This window comes from Halorussus salinisoli, from assembly GCA_005239435.1.
Lineage (GTDB): Archaea > Halobacteriota > Halobacteria > Halobacteriales > Haladaptataceae > Halorussus > Halorussus salinisoli.
The window spans coordinates 24,296-49,953 of sequence record SZNP01000005.1 but is presented as its reverse complement, the minus strand read 5'-3'; the positions used below and the strand labels follow the sequence as shown (position 1 = coordinate 49,953).

Sequence of the window (25,658 nt, the reverse complement as noted above, 5' to 3'; positions counted from 1 at the left end):
GGACCGACCCGTGACCCGGACCCTGCTGGTCGCCGGGACCGCGAGCCACGTCGGCAAGAGTACGGTCGCCGCGGGCCTCTGTCGCGCGCTGGCCGACGCGGGCGTCTCGGTCGCGCCGTTCAAGGCCCAGAACATGAGCAACAACGCCCGGGCCGCGCTCTCACCGGACGAGGACGACGAGAGCGACGATAGCGGAACCGACTGGGGCGAAATCGGCGTCTCGCAGTACGTGCAGGCCCGCGCCGCCCGAGTGACGCCGACGACGGACATGAACCCGGTCCTGCTCAAACCTCGCGGCGATGGCGAGAGCCAACTCGTCGTGCAGGGCGAGGCGGTCGGTCACTTCGCGGCGGGGACGTACTACGACGACTACTGGGAGACCGCCCGGAGCGCGGCAGTCCAATCCCACGACCGACTCGCCGCCGACCACGAAGTCGTCGTCGCCGAGGGCGCGGGGTCCATCGCCGAAATCAACCTCCACGACCACGATTTGGCGAACGTCGAGACCGCACGGTTCGCCGACTGCGCCGAGGTGCTCGTCGTGGCAGACATCGAACGCGGCGGCGCGTTCGCCAGCCTCTACGGCACCCTCGAACTGATGCCCGACGACGTGCGCGAGCAGGTCGCTGGCGCAATCGTCACGAAGTTCCGCGGCGACCGGTCCATCCTCGACCCCGGCATCGAAGAGTTCGAAGCGAGGACCGGCGTGCCGATACTCGGCGTCCTGCCGTACGACGACCCCGGTCTCCCGGAAGAGGACAGCGTCTCGCTCCCGGCCCCGGGCGAGCGGTCGGTCCGAGGAGGAGACGACGTGCCCGACGACCGCTCGGTCAGGGTCGCGGTGCCGCGTCTTCCCCGGGCCTCGAACGTCACCGACATCGAGCCGCTGGCCCGCGAACCGGGCGTTCGCGTGGCGTACGTGCCTCTCGACGCAGAGTTTACCGACGACCTCGCGGAAGCCGACGCGGTGGTCCTGCCGGGCACCAAGAACACCGTGGACGACCTGCTCGCACTAGGCGAGGCGGGGTTCGACGACGCGCTCGCGGCCTTCGACGGACCTATCGTCGGCCTCTGCGGGGGCTATCAGATGCTCGGCGAGCGAATCACGAACGCCGGAATCGAGAGTACGGAAGACCGCGAAACCGTCAGAGGCCTGGGCCTGCTTCCGGTCGAAACCCGGTTCTCGACCGACAAGCGGGTCGAGCAGGCCACGCGGTCGGTGGTTGGCGCGGGACCGATAGCTGGTGCGTCGGGGACCGCCTCGGGGTACGAAATTCACATGGGCGACTCGGAGCCCACAGGGGAGGTAGTCCGGCCCCTCGGACCGGGGAGTGCAGCCACGGACCACGTGCTTGGAACCTACCTCCACGGACTCTTCGAGAACGAGAACGTCCTGTCGGCGTTCGTCGCGACGGCGTTCGAATCCGCGGGCGAGACGGCCCCCGAGTGCGAGAGGACTTCGGGGTCGCCCTACGACGCCGCGGCCGAACTGGTCCGGGAGTACGTGGATTTGGCGGCGCTCGGGTTGCCCGCAGCGTAGGCGAAACGGGACGGAGACGAAATCAGTCTGCGGGCGACCGACCGACGATTAAGAGCCACCCCATTTACGGTCCGCAACGGCGATACGTTCCGTGTGAACAAGCAGATAGAGATCGTTCAGTCGGGGAGTCGACAGCAGGCCGAGAGTTCGGCCAACAACCGCATCGAGGAGTTCGAGGCCGACGGCTACGACCTCGTGGACCAGGAGATAGCACTCGGGGGCAACGGCGTGACGCTGCTACTCGTCTTCGCGTCGAACGAGTAGGGCCGCGATTCCGCGGGAATCGGGCTCAAAAGCTTCGGGATGGGTTACGGACTGTAGTCCGGCGACTGGGCCTCGACGGCGTCGGCAACCTCGTCCAACTGCTCGCCGAGCGTGTCGTCTCGTGCCGTCGTGACCACTTCGCCAGGGCCAAGGTCGCCTACGGGCGTGATGCCTCACCACCTACGGAGTCGCGCCATTCGATCCACGGGCCGAACGCGGGCTACGATTCGTGGACCTTCTCGCCGCGGTGGAGGCGGTCCGCGATGGTGTAGGTCTGCTCGGCCGAGCGCCGCGTGGGGACGTGCGCGGACACGTAGCGCGCGGTGGCGACCATGTGCGTCCGGGCCTCCTCGGGGTCCTCGGTGAGGTCGAACCGCTCGAAGGCGGCCTCGACGTTCTGGAGCGTGTGGAAGTCGGCGTCCTCGCGGAGGAGGCCCTCGCCGAGAACCTTCTTGAGTTCTGCGGGGTCGCCGCCGTCCCGGAGGTACGAGGCGACGAGTTTTCCGGCGGCGTCGACCTCGCCCTCCTCGTCGAAGACGTCGAGCAGTTCCTCCCGGAGGTCGTCGGGTGCCTCGACCTCGGTCCCGTCGGGGATGGGCGTCGGCGGCGTGTTGAGGAACCGGTCGAGGTAGACGCTCATCGCGCCAGCGAGGGCCCCGCGGTAGGCCGCGGACGAGTTAGTGCGCAGTGCCGCCTTGTGGACCGCGTTGGCGTAGCTGTAGGTGTGGTGGACCGTGTTCCAGTCGTTGAACTCGTTGGACGTACCGAACTGGGCGACCCGGCGGCCAGCGGCCTGCGCGACTTCGCCCGCCAACTGGGCCGGAGTCGCGCCGTTCTGGACCGCGGCCTTCATCGCGGTGATTATCTCCTCGGGGTCGTCCGAGAGCAGGGTCTCGGCGAATCCCTCGGGGGCGTCCCACTCCGCGTCTTCGCCGTCCTCGGCGAGGTCCGGCAGTTCGTCGTAGGCGTCGTAGGTGAGTTGGGCCACGTCGATCGGCTGTCGCCACGACGAGAGCTCCTCCGAGCGCGTGGCCTCGGTGAGTCGGGGAATCACGCTCGGCAGAATCTCGTCGGCGTGGTCCCAGCCGACGTGGTCGAGCGCCTCGCACGCCTTGTTGATGAAGTCGAACGTGTGGCCCGCGGCCATGTAGAGGTGGTCCGTGGCGGCCAGATAGAGGATGTCGGCTACCTCCTCCGGTTCGAGCGTGGCGATGGCGGTCTGGAGGCATCGCTCCGCGCCGTCCCGGTCCCGAACCTCGATGGTCTCGCGGAACCACGATTCGAGACGCTCGCGCGAGAGGTCCCGGGCCGAGAACGACGGCTGGTCGAACTTCGGGGGTTCGCCCTGACAGTCCTCGGCGACCCGGTAGAGGCCGGTGTACACGGCTCGTCGCTGGTCGTCGGGACGCAACTCGTCGTGGAGGTTCGCCATCGCCGAGAGGATGGTCAGGCCCGAACTCCACCCGTCTTCGCGGTACTGCGCGCCGAACTCCAGACCCTGCCGGAGCGGGTCGGTGTAGGCCACGCCCTCGTCGGCCAGTCCGATGACCGACTTGGCGACCACCAGGCGCAGACTCTCCTCCAGTCCGGTCCGAAGTCTGTCCGTCCAGTGTTCGACCGGCGGCAGGTCGGGGTCGGGATGTGGGTCCACGTACACCTCGCCGTCCCGGACTTCTGTCGGGAAACTCTGCACGTCGTCGGCCCACGGGTCGAAGGTGTCGCCACAGGAGAGTTCGAATCGCGCGTGGTGCCAGTGGCACGTCAGGATACCGTCGTCCACCGTCCCGTCTGCGAGCGGGAACCCCATGTGCGGACACCTGTTGTCCACCGCCTGAAACTCGCCCTCGTGGTGGAAGACCGCGATTGCTCGACCGCCTGCTCGCGTCACTATTCGACCCTCCTCGTGGAGTTCGTCTGCGTCGGCCACGCTGACGAACTCCGCGTCGTCTGATTCTTGCGTCGCCATAGAACGTGGTTCGTCAGCAACCCTCAAAACGATTCGCTGAAGCGATATTTTGTACAGAATCTGTCACTAGTCGAACGAGTCGAGCCTGCGAGAGAACGACACCGACGCCGACGGACCGGTCTCTCCGCCGTCGCGCACCGAGGCATTGGTCCACGAGGTCTCACGCCGAGAGTCGCCGTCGAGTAGCGTTTCGCGCTTCTCGGCCAGCATCCGGGCGAACGTCTCCTTGGCCTCGAGTCGCTCGTTCTCCCAGACCTTGATGCGGTCGTCGGGGATGTGCTGGCGGTGGTGGAATCGGAGTTCGACCTTGCTCAGCATCGTGACGAACGAGTCGAGAAACTCCTCGATTGCGGCGTAGTCGGGGTCGTCGGCCTCCAGCAGGAGTTCGACCGTCTCGTACCACTCCAGAAACAGTTCGTAGGCTTCGGGGTAGTCGTCGCGGGGGTAGGTCTCGACCATGGTTTCGAGCGACTCGACCACGAACCCCCGAGTCGAGTGCGAACCGACCTCGAAGTCGCCGAGAGTGTACTGGGTGTCGAGGTCCACCCGCTTCAACTGCGACCGAAGGTCGCTGTAGGTCCGAACGAACTCGTTAGGGACGTAGTGGCGATAGAGGTACTGCTGGATGCCTTCCGCGTTCGTCCGTGCGAAGTTCTGGACCGCCCACTCCACCGCCTCGTCGATGCGGGCTTTTCGCTCGCTCGGGACGGGAAACTCCCAGTCGTTCACGTCGTCGGCAGGGAGGTAGCGCTGGCCCGACCAGAACTTCGCCGAGGGAGCGACGTAGAAGTCGCCGGTGAGACTCTGCTCGTCCACGACCTCGCCGTAGACGTACCAGTACCGGGGAAGGCCGACGTTGCAGTCGAGTTCTTCGGCGAGGTATCTGTCGGTGAGACAACTGAGTTTGTGAAACTTCGAGCGAGAAATCGCGGCGTTCGCCGACTCGTCGAGTCCCACGAGGAGGCGGTAACAGAGGTACTCGCTCGGCCCGAAATCGTCGGGCCGGGTCACGGTCGGACACCTCCGCGTCCGACCTCGCGGTCCGGAGGTCCGCGAACTACCCGCGCCGGTGAAGTGAGTGGTCCGAACACGTCCGTAGCACCTCGCGCTGCGACTGCTCGTGAGCGTCCGTCCGACTGGGCGTCCGCGCGGACGCGAACGACCCAGGACGACCGAGTGAAATCGGTAGCCTCCGGGGGGTCGCCCGCGGCGCACGGACCGACTCGGAACGAGATGTCTTGCGAGCGTCTTGCAGAGGGTTTTCAGATAGGTCCTTCATAAATGTTCGTATTACCGATACATATTGCCTCGTAATAGTATGAGCCCGGAAGAAAGGAGGTGTCCGGGGGAGTTCAGGCCGCTTCCTTCAGTTCTTCGTACTGCTCTTCGAACCTCGACTGGCAGGACGAACAGCAGAACTGGTAGAGTTCACCGTCGATACGAGACGTCTCGCCCTCGCTGGTGACGGAGTTCCCACACTCGTCGCACTCCAGCGCGAACTCGACGCCACGGGGTTCGGGACGCCACGCCGAATCTTCGAGCAGGTGAACGTCGTACTCGCGGACTGCATCGGTGTCCAGCGCGTCCGTCAGCAGGGGTTCGATGGCACCGTTCTGAAGGCGAGCGTGGAAGATGACGTGACCGGCGGCGGTCACGAAGAGATGTTCGACGCCCTCGATCTCTTCGACGTCGCCTCGAACCTCCGAGACCCGACCGGGTTCGACGTGGAGGTCCACGAGGACCGCGATGCCCTCCGAGAGGAGCGACCGGTCGAGGTCCACCGTGAACCGCCGGACGACGCCGAGTTCCCGGAGGCGGTCGATGCGGTCGGAGACGGTCGGCGGCGAGAGGTTCACCGCGTCGGCTATCTCGTTGTACGGTCGGCGGGCGTCCGCCACGAGCAGTTGCAGAATTTCGAGGTCAGTTTCGTCGAGTTCACGCATTATCGAAGGGATTGTCCCCCCAAGATAGAAACACTTTTCGTCATATCACCGAAAATCGTGAGAAACCAAAACAAACGGTCGGTCGGGTCGACCTCCTACCGACTCACGACTCGGTCTGCACGGGTTCGCGGTCCTCGCGGGCCCGTTCGATTCTGTCCTGTACGTCCACGGTCCGGCCCGTCTCGGCCGCCTCGTAGGCAGACTCCGTCAGCGCGGTCACCTGTAGCCCGAACGAACCCGGCACAGCGGGGTCGGTCCGGTCCTCGACCGACCGCACGAAGTCCGAGAGTTTGCGCCGAGTCAGCGTCGTGAAGTCGCGGTCTCCCGCCACGTCGCCCTCGTAGGTCACGCCGTCCTCGAAGACAGTGAGTCGGCCGTCCGCGTACCGAACGTGGCCGTCGGTTCCCCAGAGGACCATACTCTCGTCCGGTTCGCCGTTGGTCCCGTCGCCGACGACGCCGACGCTGGCGGTGACCGGGCCACTGTCCGCCGCCTCGCGGTCCAGCGTGAGCGCCAGCGCGGAGTTCACGTCCACGGTCTCGCCGCGGTCGTCGGTCACGGCCGCGACGGTGCGAGGTTTCGCGTCGAGCGACCAGAGGAGGGCGTCGAGCAGGTGACTTCCGGAGTCGTAGAGTTGACCACCGCCCGAGAGGTCGGGGTCGGTCCGCCACGAACCGCGCTGAATCTCTATCCAGTCCTGCCCGAGGGAGGCGTTGGCGGCGTGGATCTCGCCGATTCGGCCCGAGGTGACGATTCGCTTGAGTTCCCGAAAGAGAGGATCGAAGTGGCGCTGGTAGCCCACCTGAAGGACTCGACCCTGCTCGCGGGCCGCGGCCACGAGATCCACGGCGTTATCGATGCCCGTTACCATCGGTTTCTCGAGGAACACGTCCACGCCCGCCGCGAAGCAGTCCATCGCCTGCTCGTAGTGGAGAGTGTGCGGCGTGACGACGTTCACCGCATCGAGGTCGTGTGTGGCCAGCATCTCGTCGTGGCTCTCGTAGGTCGGTACGTCGTACTCGTCGGCGAAAGCCTCGCGCGCGCCATCGGACACGTCCGCGCCCGCGACGATTTCCACGTCGTCCATCTCGTCGTACACTCCGAGTTCGAGACTCCCGAGTCCACCTAACCCGACCGCACCGAGTCGTAGTTCCATACCCTGCGCCGCGGATGTACTCAATGTAAATCTGTTGGTTTAAATCTAAAATTCGGGTTCAGGGGCTTGCATTTGAAGAGACGCCGAGCGTGTACCACCGTCGTCGCGTCACTTTCCGACAATACGTTTTCGGACTTACAGTCGCTCCTACCCGGCCTGTGACGTGTCTCGCTTCGCCCAGAATACCTAACTTCGGCCGGACCCTGTTCGTTACAGAGGACCGATACGATGGGGGAAATCGCAGTCGTCCATATGGATCTGATGTCCAAAGGGGGTGGCGAAGCGGTCGCGATGAACGTCCTCGAAGCCCTGCAGGAGGACCACGACGTGACGGTTTTGACCCTGACCGACCCCGACCTCGACGAACTCAACGACTACTTCGACACGAGCGTCGATACCGACGACCTCACCGTCGAGCGGGCGGGCTATCTCGCTCCGTGGATGAACGAGGAGTTCGGCCTGAAGTACTACGTGCTTCAGAACGCCCTGCTCGGTCGGTACGCCAGTCGGCGGAGCGACGAGTTCGACCTGCTGGTCAGCACCATCAACGAACTCGGACTCGGATCCGATTCGGTCCAGTACGTCCACTTCCCGTTCGACTGGACCGTGAGTTGCGACGACCGCGAACACATCTTCCACCCGACCATCGAGGAGGACTCGCTCTACGAGCGACTCGCGACGTGGGTCGCCGGGGTGAACCGCGAGGACATCCGCCAGAACGCCCTGCTCGCCAACTCCGACTGGACCGCCGACGTGGTCGAAGACGCCTACGGAACCCGACCCGAAGTCCTCCACCCGCCCATCGACACCCGGGAGTTCGAGGACCGGCCGTGGGACGAGCGCGAGGACGGCATCGTGACGGTGGGCCGCATCGAGCGCAGCAAGCGCATCAGAGAGCTAATCGAAATCACGGCGGGCGTCCGCGAGCAGGGGCACGACGTCCACCTCCACGTCATCGGCCCGACCGTGGACGACGAGTACCGCGAGGAGGTCGAAGCCCTCGCGGCAGGCCGCGAGTACGTCGAACTGGAGGGCGAGGTCCCGCGCGAGGAACTGGTCGAGCGCATCTGCGACCACAAGTACGGCATCCACGGCAAGGAGTACGAACACTTCGGGATGGCGGTCGCCGAACTCGCGGCGGGCGGCGCGATTCCGTTCGTCCCGAACGACGGCGGCCAGCACGCCATCGTCGACGACCGCGAGGAACTGCTGTACGAGAGCGTCGAAGACGCGAAAGAGAAGGTCGCACGAGTCGTGGCCGACCCCGACCTCCAGCGCGACCTCCGGGGACAGATGGGGCCGCGCGCGATTCGACGCCGGTTCGGCCGCGAGCGATTCCAGCGCCGGATTCGCCGAATCGTCGCCGACGCGCTCGACCGGCCGAACGCGGACGTTCCGGAAAAGCCCGCCGACGCTCCGGCCGAGCGACCGGCGAGCGGGGACTGAAGCGGAGGGAGACCGAAGCGCGGGAGACTGAAAGGCGAACGGTCAGACGAGGTTTCGGTACTGCTTCTCCAGCGCGTCGGCGGTCCGCTCCCAGCGATAGCTCTCGCGAGCGTGGTCGCGACACGCCCGGCCCGCGGCCGCGCGCTCGGCGGGCGCGAGGTCGGCCCACGCGTCCATTCGGTCGGCCAGCGAGGCGGCGTCGACCGACTCGACGACCGGTTCGGTCGGGACGCGGGAGTCGCTCCGGAGTCCCGACAGAATCTCGGTCGTCCCGCCGACCGGAGTGGCGACGACAGGCGTGCCCGACGCGAGGGCTTCGAGGGTGGCGAGACCGAACCCCTCCAGTCGGCGGGTCGGCAGGACGAAGCAGTCCGCGGTGGCGTAGGCGCGAGGGAGGTCCTCGTCGGGGACGTACCCGAGGAAGGTCACGCGGTCCGAGATGCCGAGGTCGACCGCCTTCCCCTCCAGTTCCTCGCGGAGCGGGCCGTCGCCGGCGACGTAGAGGTGAGCGTCGGGGTGGTGGCGAACGACCCGACGGAAGGCCCGCAGGAGCATCTCGTGACCCATCCGCGGCGAGAGGCGGCGGACCGTGAGGAAGTCTGTGCCGGCGTCGCCAGCGCCGCCGTCGGTCTCCAAAACGGGGTCGCGCCCGCGCTCGCCGACCGACTGCATCGGGCCGTAGGTTCCGGCGTCCGGGCGGTAGCGCTCGGTGTCCACGCCGCCGGGGACGACGGCGGGGTCCGCAATCGGGCCGTGGACCTCGCGGAGTTTCCCGGCCATGAATTCGCTGAGCGCGAGGACCCGCTCGCAGTCGGCGAGGATTCGGCGCTCGATTCGCTCGCGGAGCGCGGCGTTGAGGCGGCGGCGCGGGGCCGAGACCGACCGCTCGTGGCCCGCCCGGATGCGATACTCGGTGGGCCACGGACTGTGGAACGTCGCGCTTCTGGGAACGTCGTCGGGGACCAGCAGGTCAAGCAGGGGGTCGGTGACGGTGCCCTGAAAGCTCACGAGGTCGGGGTCGGGCAGGGCGTCGAGGTGGTCGCGGACCGCGCGGACCGCGTCGGGGAATCGGGCCGCGATTTCGGACGCGGAGCGGTCGGCGACTTCGAGGTCGTAGCGTGCGACTCGGACGCCGGCAATCGTCTCGCGTGCGGGTACGTCCCCGCGGCGGCGCGTGAGGACCGACACGTCGTGACCTCGGTCGGCGAGTCGCCTGGTCGTCTCGTAGACGTACCGGCCCGTGCCGCCGGACCCCGGGTCGGGGTAGAAGTCGTGGGCGGCCACGAGAAGGTGCATGGAGGAGAGACGGCGCTGGCCGACTAATGTTCGTCGGCCAATCGGGGGTTCTCGGACGATAGAGACGATATTTTAAGGGGACCGCGCGAGACCGACCGGACATGGTAGTCCTCCCTCCGAAGCGAATGGCCGCGGAAGCCGTCCCCGTCGCCGCGATTCTGCTGTTCTGGAACCTGCTCGCGGGTATCGCCCAGTTCCAGAACGTCGGCGGCACGGTCGCCACCGCGGGCGTCGTCATGGCCGCGCTCTACGTCGCGGTCCGCGGCGTCTCGCTCTCGGCCGAAGTCCTCCCGCCGACCGTCGGCGACACGAAGGCCGTCCTCTACGAGAACGCGAGCATCGCGGTCCCCGCCGGGGCGTGGTTCGTCGCCGCGATGGTCGTCGGCGCGATAGAAGCGCACGTCTACGAGTTCACGTGGCTCATCTCGTCCGTCGAGACGGCGCTCGCCGGCGGCGGTCTCGCCGTCGTCGGTCTCTACGCGGTCGCGGCCGGGTACAGGACGCTCGATGGCGCGAGCGCGACGGGCGGCGGCGAGACTTCGACCACCGACGGAACCGACGCCGACGGAACCGGGACCGACGGCACCGCCTCGGACGACTGACTACCCGAGGACGACCGCCGCAGGACGGCCCTTCGCGGAGGGTCGTAGACCACGGGTTTCGTGAATGGGTGCAGTCCACGGGTTTCGTGAATCCTCACAGTCCACCGGACGCGCCGTGCCTGCGCTCGGCCGCATCTGCGGTGCGGTCGCGGCCGAGCGCAGGCGCAAGCGGGGAGGTACGGGGGCGCGGTGCTGTGCGGTCGCGGTGCGGTATGATTGGCTCACAGAGTGGCTACCTTCGCCGACTCGTCTGCGGTCCTGGCACAGTCGAGGTACGGTCGTAGATGCTGTCGTGGTGCAGTTGCGGTGCGGTCGTAGGTGCTGCCGCGGTACAGTCGCGGTGCTCCCTCGTATCGAGAGGAGCTAGCACCACGGCGGTGAGAAATAATTACATCTCCTTAAACAATAAAATGATGTTCTAAAAGTATAGCTCGTTAGTTAAAGGCAATAATTGTACCCATATCACGAGCCGCGGCGATACGCCTCCAGCCACGGCGGAGCCGTCCTGTCTTTCGACCACTCGAACAGGTCACGCTTCTCGTTGGCGTAGTAGAGTCGGTACGCCTCAACGTAGTCGTCGGCCTGCCACTCGCCCGTCACCTGCGGCGGGTCGCCCGGTTCGCCCGGCCAGTCGAGCGCGGCGACGGCCGCCTCGTCCAGCGACTCCACGGTGGCCCAACTCCCGTGGGTCTTCTCCGGCGGGTGGTCCCACCGATAGCGCCACTCCTCGTGGGCGGCCTCGGCGTACGCCCGGAGGTAGGCCCAGTTGTCGTAGTGGGCGGCGGCCCACCGCGTTAGCGGGTGGTCGGCGTGGGTGAAGTAGAGGGCTTCGCGGACTTCGGGGTCGCCCTCGGCGTAGCCATTGAGTTGCACCGCAGTCGTCAAAACCATCGCGTTCTCGAAGACGGACGAGAGGACGTGCGAATCGACCAGCCATCGCGCCGTCTGGTCGAGGTCGCGGTCCAGCCAGAAGGCGTTGACCATGCGACGGGTAGGGGTTCGCGGGGTTTAGGGACGTTGGCGACGGGGGAAGTTTCGGTTCCGAGAGCCTCTACTCACTCCGCACCGCCCGCGCAGAAATAGTTGCTTCCGGAGCGACTGAAGTGAACGCGACCGGGCGGCCCTTTCAGTCCCACCCGAGAGTTTGTATCACCGAGCGCATCCCGGTGGTTTGCGTGGTCGAGCGCGTCTCGGTGGTTTGCCGCACCGAGTGCCGTCCGACGGGAGTCACCGAAAGTACGAGCAGACGCGGAGTGTCGTCCGAAAACGGTTAGTGGTGTCGGCGAGACGTGGCGTTCGATGCCCTCCACTCGTCGGTCCCTTCGACGGTTAGCCGCCAGTAGCGGCGGTCTCCTCGCCGTCGTCGCGCTCGCTGGCGTCGCCGCCGCACAGACACCGGGCGTCGAACCCTCGTTCGACCTCCGAATCGAGATGCGATTCCTCGGCGCGCTCGTCGCCAATCTCCTGCTGGCCGGTGCGCTCGTGGTCTTCGGCCCGAGCTACGCCCGAGAGACCGTGGCCGAACTCCGCGAAGACCCCGTAAGCGCCTTCCTCTGGGGATTACTCGTCGGCATCGGCGTCCCCGTTCTGCTCTTCCTGCTCGCCATCACTATCGTCGGACTCCTCGTCGCCATCCCCGGAGCCATCGCGTTCGCAATCGTCGGACTCGTCGGCAACGCGGTCACTATCGTCTGGGTCGGCAGTCTGCTCGTCGGTGCGGACGGTCGCGTCGGCGGTAAAACCGCCGCGGTCGGCGCGCTGGTACTCGCCGCCCTCGGAGCGATTCCAGTCCTCGGAGACCTGATAACCGCAGTATTCGGATTCGTCGGTCTCGGCGTCGTCGGGCGTCGTCTCTACGCGGCGTGGCAGGACTGACCGAAGCGAAACTCGACGGTGAAGACCGGCGAGTCGGCGAACAGCGTTTTGTCGCTCGCTACCGTCGGTCCTCCGGAGAACTATGGCGGAATACGACTTCGGCGGCCGAGTGGCGTTCGTTACGGGTGCTGCACGCGGACAGGGACGGTCGCACGCGCTGCACTACGCCGAGAACGGCGCGGACGTGGTGTGTGCCGACATCTGCGAGACGACCGACGAATCGACCTACGAACTCGGCGACGAGACCGAGTTGGACGAGACGGTCCGAGAGGTCGAGGAGCGCGGCGGGCGCGCGCTCGGCGTCCAGATGGACGTGTCCGACGAGGCGAAAGTCGAGGCGGGCGTCGAACACGCCGTCTCGGAGTTCGGCCGCATCGACTTCCTCGCCAACAACGCCGGGGTCGCACCCGTCTCCGGACTGATGGAGTTGGACGAGGAGACGTGGGACCACGCGCTCGACGTGAACCTCAAGGGGATGTGGCTCTGCGCGAAGCACGTCGGCGAGCACATGATAAAGGGCGGCGAAGGCGGGCGCATCGTCAACACCTCCTCGACCGCCGGGATGGTCGCCTCGCCCGGTCTCGGCCACTACACCGCCGCGAAGCACGGCGTACTGGGGTTGACGAAGACCCTGGCGATGGAGTTGGCCCAGCACGACATCACGGTCAACGCGGTCTGTCCGACCGCGGTCGACACCCCGATGACCGGCGGCATCGTCGAGTCCATCGGCGAGGACATGGCCGAAGTCGCCGAACAGTCCGGCCCGGACAACGTGCTGGGCGAAATCGTCCAACCCGAGGACGTGAGCGCGGCGTTCATGTGGCTGTCGAGCGACGACGCCCGATTCGTCACCGGCATCGCGCTCCCGGTGGCGGCCGGAGCGACCGCGATATGACCGACCCGAGACCCTCCGGAGTTCGATACCCGTGAACTGGAACCAGTTCATCGACCGCGACCGGAACCGAGTCGCGTGGTGGCTCTACCTCACCGCGCTGGCGCTCGGGGTCGTCTACGTCGGCTACTCCTTCGTCGGGATGTTCGTGCTGGGCGTGTTCTTCTACTACGCCGCACGGCCGATCTCTGACCACATCAGTAAACACATCGACAACGACGGACTCGCGGCCGGACTGACGCTGGCGGGCATCGTGACGCCGATACTCCTGATAGTCGTCTACGTCGCGCTGGCGGGACTGCGCGACGTATCGTCGCTCTCGGGGATGCCGGGAACCGGACTGCTCGCGCCCCTGCTGAACGTCGAGAGTCTCAGCACCAACCAGCAGAGCTTCGTGGAGACGCTCCTGAACGACCCGTTGCAGATTCAGTCGGCCGACACGGGCCGGATTCAGCAGGTGGCGACCGCCGCCCTGTCTGCGCTCGGAACGGTGGCGAACGTCCTCATTGTGCTCTCGCTGGCGTTCGGCCTCGCTTTCTTCCTGCTCCGGGACGACGACCGCATCGCGGCGTGGTTCACCGACGAGATAGCTCCCGAGGGGTCGGCGGGCCACGCCTACGCCTACGCCGTGGACGACGAACTGGAGACGGTGTTCTTCGGCAACGTGCTGTTCGTCCTCACGATGGCCGTCCTCGCGGCGATCGTCTACTACGGGTTCAACTTCGTCGCGCCGCCCGCGCTGACCATCCCGTTCGCCATCCTGCTCGCCTTACTGACCGGAATCACCAGTCTCATTCCGCTCGTGGTCGGAAAAGTGATCTACGTCCCGCTCGTCGCGTACCTCGCGTTGGTCGCGTCCACTCAGGGTGGCGTGGCGATGATTTACCCCATCGGCCTGCTGGTGGTGTCGTTCCTCGCGCTCGACATCCTGCCCCAGACCTTCCTCCAGCCGTACATCTCGGGCAATGACATCCACGTGGGCATCATGATGTTCGCGTACATCCTCGGCCCGATGCTGTTCGGCTGGTACGGCTTCTTCCTGCTCCCGCTGTTCTTCGTGCTGGTGATTCAGGCGGTCCGCATCGTCGTGACCGATCTGCTTCACGGCGAGGAGCTCACGCCGGACGTGGACGCCGCGCCCTCGCTGGGTGAGCGCGACCTCGGGGACCTCGGCGACGAGGACGAGTCCGACGACTCGGCCTCGACCTCGTCGTGACCGCACAAACCTGTTTTCGGACAACTACTCTCGCACGAAAATCGGGGTCCCCGGATTCCCGGCGTCTCGGTATCCCAGCGACCGGAGCGCGTACACGAGGTCGGCCAGCGCGTAGTCCTCGCGGGCGGTGACGGGCCTGCCGTCGTCGGTGTAGTCGGCGGTCGCCTCTCGAAGTATATATAAATTGATTGCACGCGAGCGCGCGGACGAGCGAACCACGGATTCGAGTTCCTCGGATTCGGGTTCGCGCGCTCCGGACCCCGATTTGCGCGTCACGGACGTTGACTTGCACGCCTCGGCCCGTGAGTGCGTCTGTGAGCGCGCGACCGAATCCGCGTCCGCGGTCTCACGTGCGTTCGCAATCTCATCTGCGCCCGCGGTCTCGACCACGTTCTCCTCTTTCCCACTCACGTTCGCGTCGCGCTTGCGGGCGAGCGCGGCGCGAACGGGAGCGTCGGCGGGGCCGAGGTCGTAGCGCTCGCGCTTGGCTTCGACGCGCTCGCGGAGGTCGTGGTGGGTCCGGCGGGCCGACCGGTCGGGGTCCCGGACTCGCTCGACGTGGGCTACGAGTCGGCGATTGGCCTCGACTGCCTCCTCCCAGTTCTCGACCGCCTGCGCCGCCAAATCGCCGAGTTCGTCGGGGTCGCCGGCGAAGCCGTAATTCTCTGGCACGCAGTCGTAAATCCACGGTTCGTCCCGGAGCACGAGCACCTGCCCGCTGGCGGCCTGCTCGAAGGGCGTCCGGGCCATTGTCTCGTACTCGCTGGCGCAGACCGCGAGGTCGCCCCGACGGAGGGCGGTCTCGTAGGTCTCGCGGTCGGCCTCGGGGAACGCGCGGACCCACTCGGGCGCGGCGTACTCGTCGGGGATGGCCTCCATGCTCGTGAGCAGGGTCTCGACGCCGAACTCGTCGTGGAGGCGCTCGCCGACCGCGAGCAGTAGGTCGGCGTGCTTCTTCTCCCAGAGCGACCCCGCGAGGTGGAGATACCGTGGCCGGTCGGCGTACGACTCCGAGAACTCGGAGCAGTCGATCGGACTGCCGGTTTCGACGGCCCCGTCGAGGGCGGCCGCGACGACTTCGGGCCGGAGAACGTCTGTCGCGTGGTCGCGGAGTCGGTCGGTGTCGATTCCGGCTTTGAACCAGATGCCGTCGGCGAAGACGGCCGCCGCGGCCTCCATCCGACTCTGGAACTCGTTGCGATACGAGCAGTAGCGGTACTTCCGCGGGACCTGTAGGTCGTGGACGTTGGCGATTACGTCGAAGGGAGCCACGTCGGCCGCCCAGTGGTCGGTCCGGGCGCAGAGCCACTTCTGGAGGTCGAACCGACCGGTCCGGCGCTGGTCCACGACGCAGTCGAGGTACGCGCCGCGGTCGTAAATCTCGCGCTTCAACGCGACGAGTTCGGCCCAACTGTAGCCGCCCTCGGTGAAGATGCTGCTCTCGTCGGCGTCGTCCGCGCCGAAGGTCTCGGCCCGAATCGCGGTGACCCGCTCGCGGTCGGCCAGAATCGCCTCGTCGGGGACTTGCGGCGGCACCAGCCAGTAGACGTGGAGCGAGGCGTCGCGGTCGAGCCAACCCCGAACCCACGTCACCGCGTCGCCGAGGGTGCCGTTTGCGCTCGGGTCGTCGGGTCGGTAGAGTTCCGGAACGATGAGGACGCGCATGGGAATCTTCGAGATCGGTCGGGAAAGAGAACGACGCCGACGGTATTGAAAACCTCGGCCGGGAGGAGTGGCGTTTCGGGCGATGGGAAGACGACCCGCTTCCTCCACGCAATCGCGCCGTCGGCGCGATTGCGCCAGCGCGCGCCGGGTGGTCGGCGGTCTCAGTTTCGGTTCTCTCGATTTCGGTCCGACTCGCCGCTCGCGGAACCGCTCGATTCTTCGGCCATCAGGGGTTCGAGCGCGTCGTAGAACGCCTCGGTGTCCGCAGGGAACACCGAAATCGGCTTGGGTCGCCCGACGACCTTGATTCGCGCTTTGCCGCGTTTGCGGTAGGTCCAGTAGAGACTCACCCCGCCGAACGCCGCGAATCCGAGGCCGAGAGCCGCGTTTCGTTGGGTGGAGTAGAGTCCCCACCCGACGAGGACCGCACTCAACACGCCGAGGAAGTAGTCGAAGTCCTCGACCGTCACCTCGGTCACGTCGTCGAACGCGACGCTGGTGAGTTCGTCGTCTGCGGAGACGAGCAGGCGGTCGTCGGTCAGCGCGACCGACCCGCCGGTTCGCAGGGCCAATCGCTCGCGCACGGTCTCGCCGTCGGCGAGCGCGTCGGAAGGGACAGTCACGTCTCGGTGGTTGGTATCGGTGTGCGAAAAAAGGTCGGTTCGAGAGGTCGAGTCGGAGGCCGTCAGTCGGCGCGCTGTGCGGGTTCGTCGGGTTCGGACTGTCGGCGGTCCCAGAACGACTCGAAGTCGCCGTCGTCCTCGGTCAGGTCCTCCCACGCGGTGAGGCCGCGCTCCTCGCGCGTGCCGGGGATGGTGTTGTCGAGGAAGAACGCGACGATGCCGCCGACCGCCATGCCCGTCCCGCCGATGACGAAGATGGTCGTGGCGACCACGTCAGAGCCGAGAATCGGCCCCAGAATCGGCACCGCCTGCATGCCCTGCTGGAACGCGGCCGAGGCCGAGGCGTCCATGCCCGAACCGACGTTGGACATGTAGCCCGGAATGGCGAGGCCCGAGAACAACGCGAGACCGACGATGAAGACGTTCCGGTTGCTGTCGAGGTCCACGTACTTGAGTTGCGACAGACCGACCGCGGCAATCTGGCCGAACATCACGATGTAGAGGCCGCCGATGATGGGGGCCGGGATGGTGGCGAACAGTTGCCCGACCGGGCCGAAGTAGCCCACGACTATCATCACGGCCGCACCGATTTGGACGACGTAGCGCGACGCGACGCCCGTGATACCGATTGCGCCGACGTTCTCGGTGTAGGAGGTCGAACCGTTTCCGGTGCCCATGATGCCTGCGAACGTGTTGCCCAGGCCCTCCATGCCGATGCCGTGGTTGATGCGCCGGGCGTTAGGTGCGCCGCGGCCGGCCATCCGGGCGACCGAGTGGTAGTCGCCGAAACTCTCGATGGCCGAGGCGAGCATCCCGGCGACCATGCCGACGATGAAACCGGGCGTGAACAGCGGCATGCCCCACTGGAAGGGGTAGATGGGCTGGAACAGCGGCGCTTCCGCCACCGAACTCAGCGCCACGTAGCTCACCGACCCCTCGGCGAAGACGCCGACCACGGAGAGCACGGCCGCGATGGCCCACGCCGACGCGATGCCGAGCAGGACCGGGAACAGTCGGAACGACCGATGGTACCGGTCGAGGTACTGCGAGAACCCGACGATGAGGACGAGCGTCAGACCGAGCAACCACCAGTTCTGGCCCGTGCCGGGCGCGCCGAAGTTCGGGTTCTGAATCTGCGGGACGTTGAACAGCGCCAGTCCGATGAGTGCGATGACCGGCGCGATGACGACCGGCCCCATGTGGCGCTTGAGCCAGCCCATGATTCCGAAGTAGCCGATGAGTACCTCGACGAGTCCCGCGACGATGACTGCGCCCATGAGTTCGCGTATCATGAGCTCCCAGCCAGCACCGTTCGACGCGAGGACGCCGATGATGGCGAGCGCGGGCGCGAGCATCGAGAAGGTGCCGCCCTGCACGATGGGGTACCGATTCCCGACGGTGGTCTGGGCCAGCGTGGCGATGCCCGACACGACGAAGAAGGTGCCGATGAGTCGAGCGGTGGTCCCGCCGGGCATCCCCATCGCACCCGCGAGCGCGAGCGGAATCGCCACTGTCGCACCGATCATCGTCAGGTAGTGCTGGAACCCCAGCAGGATGGACTCGCCGAGCGGCGGTTTGTCCTCGATGCCGTACTCGATGTCGACCGACGCTTCGGCGTCGGATTTCACGCTGGGACCTTCCGGCGTGAGGTCCTTCTCTACCTCCTGGAAGTCGTCGCCCTCGTCGCTCATGGCGTCTCACCCGAACGGTCCAGCAGGTCGTGTGAAGTTCGTGACACGATAACAGTACTCACAAGTGGCATACCTACCAATGCATAAACAATTGCCATAAAAATACCGGTAATTTTTTCGTCTTTCTGTCTTGGAACCGAACCGATTCGGGAGTTCGCCGTCTTCGGCCCTCTCGGGGGAACCTATTTGACCGTCCCTCGAAAGGGGTGTGGTATGGTCACAGAACCCAGTTACGACGTTCACGCCGAGCTGAACGTGTCGGTGGAGATGCGCGACGGTACGAAGCTGGCCACGGACGTGTATCGACCCGCCGACCCGGAGACGGGCGAGGCGATTCCGGACCCCAAGCCCGCCCTGCTGGACCGCACGCCCTACGGCAAGCGCGGCCGGATGGAGCGCCACGGCGAGTGGTTCGCCGAGCGCGGTTACGTCGTTGCGATTCAGGACTGCCGAGGTCGCTTCGAGAGCGAGGGCGACTACTACATCTTCGTGAACGAGGCCGAGGACGGCCACGACACGGTGGAATGGCTGGGCCAGCGCGACTACTGCGACGGGCAGGTCGGAACTATCGGCACCTCCTACGGCGCGTGGGTCCAGTCGGCGCTCGCCACGCAGGACCCCGACCACCTCGAAGCCATGTTCGTGAATCAGGGTGCCGCGAACGGTCGGGAAGCCACCTTCCGGCACAACGGGGCCTTCGAGTTGCGGTGGCTCTGCTGGGCGCTGACGTTGGGCGGCGGATTCGCCCAGAAGGCTCTGGACGACCCCGACGTGCAGCAACGACTCGCCAACGTGGACGTTCGGGAAGTGCTCGCGGACGGCCCGGTCCATCGCGGCCAGTCCCCCTTACGCCACATCCCGAACTACGAGGAGTGGGTCTTCGACCTCACGGAGTCCGGCGACGCGGAAGACGACCTCTGGCAGTCGCCGGGCGTCAACTTCGAGCGATTCCGCGGGGAGAGCGCGGACGTGCCGACGGTCTACGCCGGGGCGTGGTACGACTCTTACACCAAAGCGACCTGCGACAACTTCGAGGCGCTGGCCGACCGGAAGGACTCGGACCACTTCCTCCTGATGGGACCGTGGACCCACGGCTGGAACGCCTACCCCCTGCCGTCGTGGAACAAGTCCTACTCGGGCGAACTGGAGTTCGGCGAGGCCGCCCTGCGGGACTACCAGGAAACCCGCCTGCGCTTCTTCGACCACTACCTCAAGGGCGAGGAGACGTGGAGCGACCAGCCGACGGTGCAGTTCTTCCGGATGGGCGCGGAGACCGAGGGACACTCCGGAGCCGAGAAAGGGACCCAGACCCGCGAGGGCCGCCTCTTCCACGGCGGGGAGTGGGCCGAGGCCGACGAGTGGCCCCTTCCGGACGCGGAGTTCACGAAGTACTTCGCGCACGCCGACGGGACGCTCGCGCCGGAGAGACCCGACGCCACGGACTCCGCGACCACCTACGAGTTCGACCCGAAGGACCCGGTGCCCACGCTCGGGGGGAACTGCTCGTCGTACATCAGCTACGAACCCCGCGAGGAGTCGATTCTGGAGTACCCCCTCGGCGAGCGCAAACTGCTTGATATGACGGGCCGCGGCGGGTACGACCAGCGCACCCGCGAGGACACCTACTTCGCGGACCCGCCGTACCGACCGCTCGAAGAGCGCGACGGCGTGCTGGTCTTCCGGACCCCGCCGCTGGAGGAGGCCGTCGAAATCGCGGGACCGATTCGAGTGCGGGTGTTTGCTTCGACCGACGCGCCAGACACCGACTTTACTGCGAAGCTAATCGACGAGTACCCGCCGAACTCCGAGTTCCCGAACGGGTTCGCGCTCAACCTCAGCGACTCCATCTGCCGGGCGCGTTACCGCGGTTATCGGGACCACCCGGACTTCGTGGAACCGGGCGAGGTCTACGAGTTCTACATGGAACCGTACCCCACCGCGAACGTGTTCGGCGAAGGCCACCGGATTCGGCTCGATATTTCCTCGTCGAACTTCCCGCGCTACGACGTGAACCACAACACGGGCGGGCCGCTGTACGGGGACCGGGAGTACGAAGTGGCGACGAACACGGTGTACCACGAGGCGGAGCATCCGACGCACGTCGAGTTGCCGACTCGGCCGCGGGACTGAATCCGTTCGCTCGGGGTTCCTGTCAGGTATCGTTGTTGTTCCTCGAACAATCCTCGGCCGCTTAAGTCCGCTGGGCAGTACTCGTCAGTCAATGAGCAACTCGGGCGACGAGTCGAGCGAGCGGCAGGGTGCGGTCGAACACTTGAACACTGCGCTGTCGGCAGACCGACTGGACGAGGCCAAGTACCACGTTCGGCAGGCGATTCAACTCCTCGACGTCGAGTGACGCCGGGCGAGGCGCGAGCGCTCACTCGGAGACGGTCGAATCGCCCACGTCGGTCGCGTTCTCCCGTAGTTCGTAGGTCAGGACCGACTCGGCGAAGGTCGCGAAGCCGTGGTCGATGCCGTCGCTCCACGCCGCCGTCTCGTTCGGCACGCCGGGAAGGTTCTCGTCGTGGAGGGCGCTCATCAGCACGGGTCCTCGGTCCACCATGAGCACTCGCCCGATTCTGGGCGTGTCGTTCGTGACGCCGAACCACTCGACCAGTCCGGACGTGAAGACGAGGGCGTCGATTTCGGTGTCCGCGATACGCTCGCGGACCGTCTCGTCGTCCGTACCGACGTGGATGGCCACACCGCGCTCGTCGGCCGCCGCGAGCGCGTCTACTAACTCTCCGTCCAACAGGATATCGTCGAACGTGATCAACAGAATCTCGTCGGTCGCGTCGGCGACGAGGTCGAGTACTCGCTCCGTGACCTGCTCGTAGTCGTTGATGGCCCACACCGCCTGCTGGTTCTCCTTGTACACAGGTTCCATCTGGCGGAGCGTCTCCTCGACCGTCTCGAAGTGAGACTCGTACTTCTTGCGGAGAATCCGGACGGCGGTGTTTACCGACACGCTCTGGAAGGTCCGCGGTTCGCCTTCCTGCAACTCGACCAACCCCCGCTCTCGGAGGCGGTCCATCGTCTCGTAGACCCGCGAGCGCGGGATGTCGGCCACCTTCCCGATCTCCTTGGCGGTGCCGTGAGGGAGTCGCGTGAGCGCGACGAAACACCGGGCCTCGTACTCGGTCAGTCCGAGCCGTTCTAACCCGTCTACTGCTACCCGTACCTCTTCCATACACGCGGAAGGGGTGGAAGACAGTAGTGCCTTTGGGCGTTCCTCCGCGAGCAACAACACGACTGGTGTTCCTCCAGAACTGTCGCTTCTCTTAAACGTATGTGGCGAGTAACTCCGATGTAGCCACGGACGAACCCCGTCGGATTTCTTCGGAGCGAACTTCGAGACCGACCGACGTGGCTCCAAGGGTGAACCACAGATGGAACGTACGACTACCTCACGCTCGACCGATGCACAGTCTCTCGATACCGTTCTGGCGCTTCTCCGGAACGAGCGCCGCCGGCACGTCCTCGCGGCACTCTCCGAGCGCAGCGGTTCGGTCCCTGTACGGGAACTCGCCGAAGCGGTCGCGGCGCGCGAAATCGGGACCGATATCGACGCCGACGAAATCTCGTCGGAAACGGCCGAGAGAGTCGTCGCGTCGCTGCACCACCTCCACCTGCCGAAACTGGCGGACGCCGACGCGGTCGCTTACGACGACGAGGCTGGCACCGTCTCGCTCGCGCAGGCCGAGGACTTCACGCCGTTTCTGCGCGCGATCGACGAAAGTCGCTGAACGCCGCGCGTCGGACGTTTCGAAGGTAGACATAATTAATTCTGTTCTAAACATAATTATACAAATTCTTAGAGAACAATAACATTTACGTCGAAACGGGCGGAGTGAGAAAACCGAGCGTCGAGAGAAGCTACTCCTCAACGAACGCCACGCACCGACAGACCGACGATTCGCCGCCGCGGAACCGCCACGGGAAAGTGCCGATCTGGACGCGCTCGTTCAGCAGTTGCTCGGGGACTTGAGCGTTCTCGACGTGGATGATGCCCTCGGGGAACAGTTCGGTGTGCATCAGTTGGTACCCCTCGGGCGGGAAGATTTCGTCCAGGTCCTCCACGCCGTGCTTCTCGCGGGCCTCGCGGGCGAGTTCGGGCCGTACGTCACGGACGACGGTGTTCATCGGGTGGTCGGCGCTCCCGCAGTCGAGAATCAGGTAGTTGAGGTTCTTCTCCTTGCACCAGTCGGCGAACTCCTGATTCGGGCCGGGATGCTTGCAGAAGAAGGCGTGGGGGTCTGCCTCCTCGCGGTGCCACGCGTACTTCTGGTAGCCCGTGTGGACGAAGAGGATGTCGCCCTCGCGAACGTCCACCACGTCCTCGATCATGTCGCTGGTGTAGACGTCGTAATCGCCCACTTTGTCGGAGATGTCGGCGATTACGGCGTCGCCCACCAGTTCGTCCAACCCTACCGACTCGATGTCCCGCCCGCTGGCGACGAAGTGCTTCTCGCCGTCGAGGTGGGTGCCGGTGTGGTTCATGAACTCTATCTTCTGGCCGTTGACCTTCTCGGTGTCGAGGCTCTTCTCGTACCACACCTTGGGGTTGTCGTAGGTCGGCCACGCGGGGGTGTCCTGCGACCACGGCTGCGTCAAGTCGTACATCTGATAGCCATCTAGCATTTCGAAATCGCCTCTGGACTCTTGAGAGGTTGCGGGAACCTCTTAAAGATTGGTATGGGAGAACATACTAAATGAATTCTTCACAATGACAAAACGGCAGATGAATCTCGACAGAGCAAGATACGGGAAGGGAAATTAGTGGTAGAGACGCTGCCGAAATAGCAGGTAGATCGGCCATTCGAGCCCTATCTGCTCGGCAAACGTTCGTCGGTCCCACTAATCTTCACGACGTGCTGCCGTCGGCGAAGACCGCCTTCGTGGATGCCGTGGAACGTCCACTTCACCGCCGTTCCGTCGTGCGATGGAAGTACCCGTTTTTCCTCGATGCGGGCGTCCGGAGAGGCTTCGTAAAGTTCGGTGAAGTACTCACGAAACTCTGTCCTCGTCAGTTCGTCGTCCTGCACCGGGTTCGAGAACGTCCCTTCCCAACCATCCACGCAGAGAACGCCTTTCCCTGACTTGTATGCGAGTGATGTTACCTCTTGACAAGAGGTGGAAGTATGGCGAACGACGGATGTGCGCCCTGCGTTCGACACACCGTTTCCGTCGGAGGGGTTTCGGCAGTGACTGTGAGCCCTCACTCTACTGTACCTACTGGCGCGGACGGACTGACTCCCAGCAGAAGACCTACGCGAACAGGACCGGAGACCGGGCTAACGTTTCCGCCCACCCACGGCTCTCGCTGACCGGCGGTTCCCGAGTTCCCCGGCGTCTACGGTTCGAACGCGACGTTCGTGACCGTGTCGATAACTCCCGTCACCGAGTGAATCTCCCCGGCGACGACCTGCGGAAGGTCGTCCGGGTCGTCCAGTACAATCTGTGCGATAATGTCGTAGTCCCCCGTCACGACGTGGACGGTATCGACCGAGTCGAGGTCGGCGATGTCGCCCGCCGCCTGCGACACCGCGCCGGGGTCCACCATGACGTTGACGTAAGCGTCGGTCATATCCCCGACCATGTACGTTATGCTATGACATACCAATTTCAGCGGTGGCAAGGATTGCCACTGCGAGGGGGGCGCAGGCCCCGACGGCGGTTCGGTCGCTGCGTCCGGTCGTCTGACTACTCTGCCTTTCAGAAGAACAGTTTCGGGCCCTTCGGGAGCTATTTCGTTCTTTAGAGGGGCCAGACTCGTTACCGATAGCTAGTCTCCGCCACGAAAACGGCGTTCTCGATGCGCTCCGAGCGACGATGTGCTTCGAGGGTGCCCCTCGTCGTCGTACGCATACTGACGGCGGGCTCACATCACTCATCGAATGAAGGTGAGTCACACGGTAATCCACACCAAGGTTTATTACCACCCTGCGTTATAGTCCAGTATCCGTCGCTTTCCATCGAACGGCCCGCCCGACGGCCGGTCGTTCCGCGGATTCGGTATCGCTCGCAAACTATCGTAAGACCAAGACGCTATGAAACCGGCACCGTTCGAATACCACCGACCGACGACAGTCGCCGAGGCGACCGACCTGCTGGCGGAGCACGGTGACGCCGAGTTGCTGGCCGGCAACCAGTCGCTGGGCATCGTGATGGCCAACCGACTCGCCACGCCGGACCACCTCGTCGACCTCAACACCGTCGAGGAACTCGCCTACGTCGAGGAGCGCGACGACGCCGTCGCGATCGGAGCGATGACCCGCCATCGGACCATCGAGCGCTCCGGCCTGCTGGCCGAACGACTGCCGATGCTCCCCGAGGCCGCCGAGCAAATCGCCGGGCCGAGCGTCCGGAATCGAGGGACGTTGGGCGGGAGCGTCGGCGAGGCCGACCCGGCGGGCAACTACCCCGCCGCGCTCGTGGCGCTCGACGCGACGCTCGAAATCGTCTCGGCCGAAGAGGAGCGCGAGGTCCCGGTATCCGACTACTTCGTCGCGTACATGTTCACCGACCTCGCGGAGGACGAACTCATCAGGGCGGCCGAGATTCCGACCGACCCCTTCCCGCCCGACCGCACCGGGATGGCGTTCCTCGAACTCAAGCCCACCGCCCAGACGTGGCCGACCGTCAGCGCCGCGACCGCGGTCCGGGTGGACGACCCGGACGCAGACGAACCGGTCGTCGAGGAGGCCCGCCTCGCGCTGGCGAACGCCGCGGACGTGCCCCTGCGCGTGGGCGAGGCCGAGACCGAAGTCGAGGGCGAACCGCTCTCCGAGGGCGTACTGGAAGCCGTCGCCGAGAAAGCGACCGCGGCGGCCGACCCCGAGGACGAGATGCACGCCGACAGCGAGTTCAAGATAGAGGTCGCGGGCGAGTACGCCCGGCGCTCGCTGGCGAAGTCCTACGACCGCGCGACGAACGCGACGACCGACGATACAACTGAACCATGATGGAATTCGAAGGCGAGTTCGAGTCAGACCTGCCCCGAGACGAACTGTGGAGTTACTTCACCGACCCCGACGTGCTGGCCGAGTGCGCGCCGGGCACCGATTCGATAACGCTGGAGTCGCCACACGAGGTCACGGCGACCATCGCAGTCGGCGTCGGGAGCGTCAAACCCACCTTCGACGTGGAGATGGTGGTTACGCAAGCCGACCGGCCGGAGGTACTGGAGATGCAGGCCGACGGCAACGCCTCCCGGAACGCCTTCGACGCGGTGGCCGAGATGAATCTGGAGGAGAACGGCGACGGCGGGACGATTGCTCACTGGTCTGCCACGACCGACGTGTCGGGCATGATCGCGAGCATGGGCCAGCGCGCGCTGGGGAGCGTGACGAACAAGTTGGTCAGCGACTTCTTCGAGGACCTGGAGGAGAAGGCCAGGGAGGGCGAACCTGCCGAGTCGAAGTTGGAAGCCAAGCCCGACGTTGAGGCGTCGCTAGAGGACTGAGAACGCAGACTATCGGTA

General features: G+C 65.6%; 25 protein-coding genes. 12 read left to right on the top strand and 13 right to left on the bottom strand.

Annotated elements, in window-relative coordinates:
- Nucleotides 1-10 precede the first annotated feature (10 nt).
- Both E2484_RS15030 and E2484_RS25065 read left to right on the top strand, forming a co-directional pair.
- Nucleotides 11-1,540 carry a cobyric acid synthase gene (locus E2484_RS15030; protein WP_137286002.1) on the top strand — a complete coding sequence of 510 codons (1,530 nt, stop codon included), beginning with the start codon at nt 11-13 and terminating at the stop codon, nt 1,538-1,540.
- A 93-nt stretch (nt 1,541-1,633) separates the two neighbouring features.
- Complete coding sequence (locus E2484_RS25065; RefSeq protein ID WP_170977374.1) at nt 1,634-1,804, top strand: hypothetical protein; 171 nt, start codon at nt 1,634-1,636, stop codon at nt 1,802-1,804.
- 220 nt (nt 1,805-2,024) lie between these two features.
- On the opposite strand, the gene E2484_RS15025 is transcribed toward E2484_RS25065, so the two are convergent.
- From E2484_RS15025 to E2484_RS15010, 4 genes are all read right to left on the bottom strand, one after another.
- The gene (locus tag E2484_RS15025; RefSeq protein ID WP_137286001.1) at nt 2,025-3,770 is read right to left on the bottom strand and encodes a Rieske (2Fe-2S) protein; all 1,746 of its coding nucleotides are present in this window, start codon (nt 3,768-3,770) and stop codon (nt 2,025-2,027) included.
- A 66-nt stretch (nt 3,771-3,836) separates the two neighbouring features.
- Entirely contained in the window at nt 3,837-4,781 is a 945-nt protein-coding gene (locus tag E2484_RS15020; RefSeq protein ID WP_137286000.1) for a hypothetical protein, read from the bottom strand.
- A gap of 341 nt (nt 4,782-5,122) precedes the next feature.
- Nucleotides 5,123-5,713 (bottom strand): AsnC family transcriptional regulator, encoded by a 591-nt coding sequence (locus E2484_RS15015; protein ID WP_137285999.1) that lies wholly within the window; start codon nt 5,711-5,713, stop codon nt 5,123-5,125.
- Between the two features lie 103 nt (nt 5,714-5,816).
- Nucleotides 5,817-6,869 carry a Gfo/Idh/MocA family protein gene (locus tag E2484_RS15010; RefSeq protein ID WP_137285998.1) on the bottom strand — a complete coding sequence of 351 codons (1,053 nt, stop codon included), beginning with the start codon at nt 6,867-6,869 and terminating at the stop codon, nt 5,817-5,819.
- 228 nt (nt 6,870-7,097) lie between these two features.
- On the opposite strand from E2484_RS15010, the gene E2484_RS15005 reads away from it, so the two are divergent.
- A complete protein-coding gene (locus E2484_RS15005) occupies nt 7,098-8,315 on the top strand; it encodes a glycosyltransferase family 4 protein (RefSeq protein ID WP_137285997.1) in 1,218 nt (405 codons plus the stop codon).
- A gap of 42 nt (nt 8,316-8,357) precedes the next feature.
- On the opposite strand, the gene E2484_RS15000 is transcribed toward E2484_RS15005, so the two are convergent.
- Nucleotides 8,358-9,611 carry a glycosyltransferase family 4 protein gene (locus E2484_RS15000; RefSeq protein WP_137285996.1) on the bottom strand — a complete coding sequence of 418 codons (1,254 nt, stop codon included), beginning with the start codon at nt 9,609-9,611 and terminating at the stop codon, nt 8,358-8,360.
- 101 nt (nt 9,612-9,712) lie between these two features.
- On the opposite strand from E2484_RS15000, the gene E2484_RS14995 reads away from it, so the two are divergent.
- Nucleotides 9,713-10,213, top strand: coding sequence for a hypothetical protein (locus tag E2484_RS14995; RefSeq protein WP_137285995.1), 501 nt, complete (start codon nt 9,713-9,715; stop codon nt 10,211-10,213).
- 462 nt (nt 10,214-10,675) lie between these two features.
- Here E2484_RS14995 and E2484_RS14990 read toward each other — a convergent pair whose 3' ends face one another.
- A complete protein-coding gene (locus E2484_RS14990) occupies nt 10,676-11,197 on the bottom strand; it encodes a hypothetical protein (RefSeq protein ID WP_137285994.1) in 522 nt (173 codons plus the stop codon).
- Nucleotides 11,198-11,512: 315 nt separating this feature from the next.
- Here E2484_RS14990 and E2484_RS14985 point away from each other — a divergent pair, with 315 nt between their 5' ends.
- The 3 genes from E2484_RS14985 (at nt 11,513) to E2484_RS14975 (ending at nt 14,196) form a co-directional block, all read left to right on the top strand.
- Nucleotides 11,513-12,088 carry a hypothetical protein gene (locus E2484_RS14985; protein WP_137285993.1) on the top strand — a complete coding sequence of 192 codons (576 nt, stop codon included), beginning with the start codon at nt 11,513-11,515 and terminating at the stop codon, nt 12,086-12,088.
- An 82-nt stretch (nt 12,089-12,170) separates the two neighbouring features.
- Nucleotides 12,171-12,983: a mycofactocin-coupled SDR family oxidoreductase gene (locus E2484_RS14980; protein ID WP_137285992.1), complete on the top strand. Its 813-nt coding sequence runs from the start codon at nt 12,171-12,173 to the stop codon at nt 12,981-12,983.
- A gap of 31 nt (nt 12,984-13,014) precedes the next feature.
- Nucleotides 13,015-14,196 carry an AI-2E family transporter gene (locus tag E2484_RS14975; RefSeq protein ID WP_137285991.1) on the top strand — a complete coding sequence of 394 codons (1,182 nt, stop codon included), beginning with the start codon at nt 13,015-13,017 and terminating at the stop codon, nt 14,194-14,196.
- Between the two features lie 24 nt (nt 14,197-14,220).
- On the opposite strand, the gene E2484_RS14970 is transcribed toward E2484_RS14975, so the two are convergent.
- From E2484_RS14970 to E2484_RS14960, 3 genes are all read right to left on the bottom strand, one after another.
- On the bottom strand, nt 14,221-15,861 hold the full coding sequence (locus E2484_RS14970) for a glycosyltransferase (RefSeq protein ID WP_137285990.1): 1,641 nt from the start codon (nt 15,859-15,861) through the stop codon (nt 14,221-14,223).
- Between the two features lie 161 nt (nt 15,862-16,022).
- Nucleotides 16,023-16,484: a hypothetical protein gene (locus E2484_RS14965; protein WP_321112659.1), complete on the bottom strand. Its 462-nt coding sequence runs from the start codon at nt 16,482-16,484 to the stop codon at nt 16,023-16,025.
- Nucleotides 16,485-16,546: 62 nt separating this feature from the next.
- A complete protein-coding gene (locus E2484_RS14960) occupies nt 16,547-18,175 on the bottom strand; it encodes a uracil-xanthine permease family protein (protein WP_137285989.1) in 1,629 nt (542 codons plus the stop codon).
- 213 nt (nt 18,176-18,388) lie between these two features.
- Between E2484_RS14960 and E2484_RS14955 the strand changes: the two genes are divergently transcribed.
- Nucleotides 18,389-20,305: a CocE/NonD family hydrolase gene (locus E2484_RS14955; RefSeq protein WP_137285988.1), complete on the top strand. Its 1,917-nt coding sequence runs from the start codon at nt 18,389-18,391 to the stop codon at nt 20,303-20,305.
- A gap of 91 nt (nt 20,306-20,396) precedes the next feature.
- A complete protein-coding gene (locus E2484_RS25690) occupies nt 20,397-20,531 on the top strand; it encodes a hypothetical protein (RefSeq protein ID WP_321112658.1) in 135 nt (44 codons plus the stop codon).
- A gap of 21 nt (nt 20,532-20,552) precedes the next feature.
- Here the strand turns inward: E2484_RS25690 and E2484_RS14950 are convergent, their stop codons facing one another.
- Nucleotides 20,553-21,365, bottom strand: coding sequence for a TrmB family transcriptional regulator (locus tag E2484_RS14950; RefSeq protein ID WP_137285987.1), 813 nt, complete (start codon nt 21,363-21,365; stop codon nt 20,553-20,555).
- Nucleotides 21,366-21,564: 199 nt separating this feature from the next.
- On the opposite strand from E2484_RS14950, the gene E2484_RS14945 reads away from it, so the two are divergent.
- Complete coding sequence (locus E2484_RS14945) at nt 21,565-21,921, top strand: DUF7344 domain-containing protein (RefSeq protein ID WP_137285986.1); 357 nt, start codon at nt 21,565-21,567, stop codon at nt 21,919-21,921.
- Nucleotides 21,922-22,051: 130 nt separating this feature from the next.
- On the opposite strand, the gene E2484_RS14940 is transcribed toward E2484_RS14945, so the two are convergent.
- The 3 genes from E2484_RS14940 to E2484_RS14930 all read right to left on the bottom strand — a co-directional run bounded on the left by E2484_RS14940 (nt 22,052) and on the right by E2484_RS14930 (nt 23,762).
- Nucleotides 22,052-22,816 carry a cyclase family protein gene (locus tag E2484_RS14940; RefSeq protein WP_137285985.1) on the bottom strand — a complete coding sequence of 255 codons (765 nt, stop codon included), beginning with the start codon at nt 22,814-22,816 and terminating at the stop codon, nt 22,052-22,054.
- Nucleotides 22,817-23,001: 185 nt separating this feature from the next.
- Entirely contained in the window at nt 23,002-23,220 is a 219-nt protein-coding gene (locus tag E2484_RS14935) for a nuclear transport factor 2 family protein (RefSeq protein ID WP_137285984.1), read from the bottom strand.
- A gap of 308 nt (nt 23,221-23,528) precedes the next feature.
- A complete protein-coding gene (locus E2484_RS14930; protein WP_170977373.1) occupies nt 23,529-23,762 on the bottom strand; it encodes an Lrp/AsnC family transcriptional regulator in 234 nt (77 codons plus the stop codon).
- A 463-nt stretch (nt 23,763-24,225) separates the two neighbouring features.
- Between E2484_RS14930 and E2484_RS14925 the strand changes: the two genes are divergently transcribed.
- Both E2484_RS14925 and E2484_RS14920 read left to right on the top strand, forming a co-directional pair.
- Nucleotides 24,226-25,140, top strand: coding sequence for an FAD binding domain-containing protein (locus E2484_RS14925; RefSeq protein WP_137285982.1), 915 nt, complete (start codon nt 24,226-24,228; stop codon nt 25,138-25,140).
- Nucleotides 25,137-25,640 (top strand): CoxG family protein, encoded by a 504-nt coding sequence (locus E2484_RS14920; RefSeq protein WP_137285981.1) that lies wholly within the window; start codon nt 25,137-25,139, stop codon nt 25,638-25,640. Before E2484_RS14925 ends, E2484_RS14920 begins: the two co-directional genes overlap by 4 nt.
- The last annotated feature ends 18 nt before the right edge of the window (nt 25,641-25,658 follow it).

Excerpts from the sequence above, each read along its gene's own strand:
- E2484_RS15025 (WP_137286001.1), bottom strand. The coding sequence starts at position 3,770 with ATGGCGACGCAAGAATCAGACGACGCGGAGTTCGTCAGCGTGGCCGAC.
- E2484_RS15015 (WP_137285999.1), bottom strand. The coding sequence starts at position 5,713 with ATGCGTGAACTCGACGAAACTGACCTCGAAATTCTGCAACTGCTCGTG.
- E2484_RS15010 (WP_137285998.1), bottom strand. The coding sequence starts at position 6,869 with ATGGAACTACGACTCGGTGCGGTCGGGTTAGGTGGACTCGGGAGTCTC.
- E2484_RS15005 (WP_137285997.1), top strand. The coding sequence starts at position 7,098 with ATGGGGGAAATCGCAGTCGTCCATATGGATCTGATGTCCAAAGGGGGT.
- E2484_RS15000 (WP_137285996.1), bottom strand. The coding sequence starts at position 9,611 with ATGCACCTTCTCGTGGCCGCCCACGACTTCTACCCCGACCCGGGGTCC.
- E2484_RS14995 (WP_137285995.1), top strand. The coding sequence starts at position 9,713 with ATGGTAGTCCTCCCTCCGAAGCGAATGGCCGCGGAAGCCGTCCCCGTC.
- E2484_RS14990 (WP_137285994.1), bottom strand. The coding sequence starts at position 11,197 with ATGGTCAACGCCTTCTGGCTGGACCGCGACCTCGACCAGACGGCGCGA.
- E2484_RS14985 (WP_137285993.1), top strand. The coding sequence starts at position 11,513 with ATGCCCTCCACTCGTCGGTCCCTTCGACGGTTAGCCGCCAGTAGCGGC.
- E2484_RS14980 (WP_137285992.1), top strand. The coding sequence starts at position 12,171 with ATGGCGGAATACGACTTCGGCGGCCGAGTGGCGTTCGTTACGGGTGCT.
- E2484_RS14970 (WP_137285990.1), bottom strand. The coding sequence starts at position 15,861 with ATGCGCGTCCTCATCGTTCCGGAACTCTACCGACCCGACGACCCGAGC.
- E2484_RS14960 (WP_137285989.1), bottom strand. The coding sequence starts at position 18,175 with ATGAGCGACGAGGGCGACGACTTCCAGGAGGTAGAGAAGGACCTCACG.
- E2484_RS14955 (WP_137285988.1), top strand. The coding sequence starts at position 18,389 with ATGGTCACAGAACCCAGTTACGACGTTCACGCCGAGCTGAACGTGTCG.
- E2484_RS25690 (WP_321112658.1), top strand. The coding sequence starts at position 20,397 with ATGAGCAACTCGGGCGACGAGTCGAGCGAGCGGCAGGGTGCGGTCGAA.
- E2484_RS14950 (WP_137285987.1), bottom strand. The coding sequence starts at position 21,365 with ATGGAAGAGGTACGGGTAGCAGTAGACGGGTTAGAACGGCTCGGACTG.
- E2484_RS14945 (WP_137285986.1), top strand. The coding sequence starts at position 21,565 with ATGGAACGTACGACTACCTCACGCTCGACCGATGCACAGTCTCTCGAT.
- E2484_RS14940 (WP_137285985.1), bottom strand. The coding sequence starts at position 22,816 with ATGCTAGATGGCTATCAGATGTACGACTTGACGCAGCCGTGGTCGCAG.
- E2484_RS14930 (WP_170977373.1), bottom strand. The coding sequence starts at position 23,762 with ATGACCGACGCTTACGTCAACGTCATGGTGGACCCCGGCGCGGTGTCG.
- E2484_RS14925 (WP_137285982.1), top strand. The coding sequence starts at position 24,226 with ATGAAACCGGCACCGTTCGAATACCACCGACCGACGACAGTCGCCGAG.
- E2484_RS14920 (WP_137285981.1), top strand. The coding sequence starts at position 25,137 with ATGATGGAATTCGAAGGCGAGTTCGAGTCAGACCTGCCCCGAGACGAA.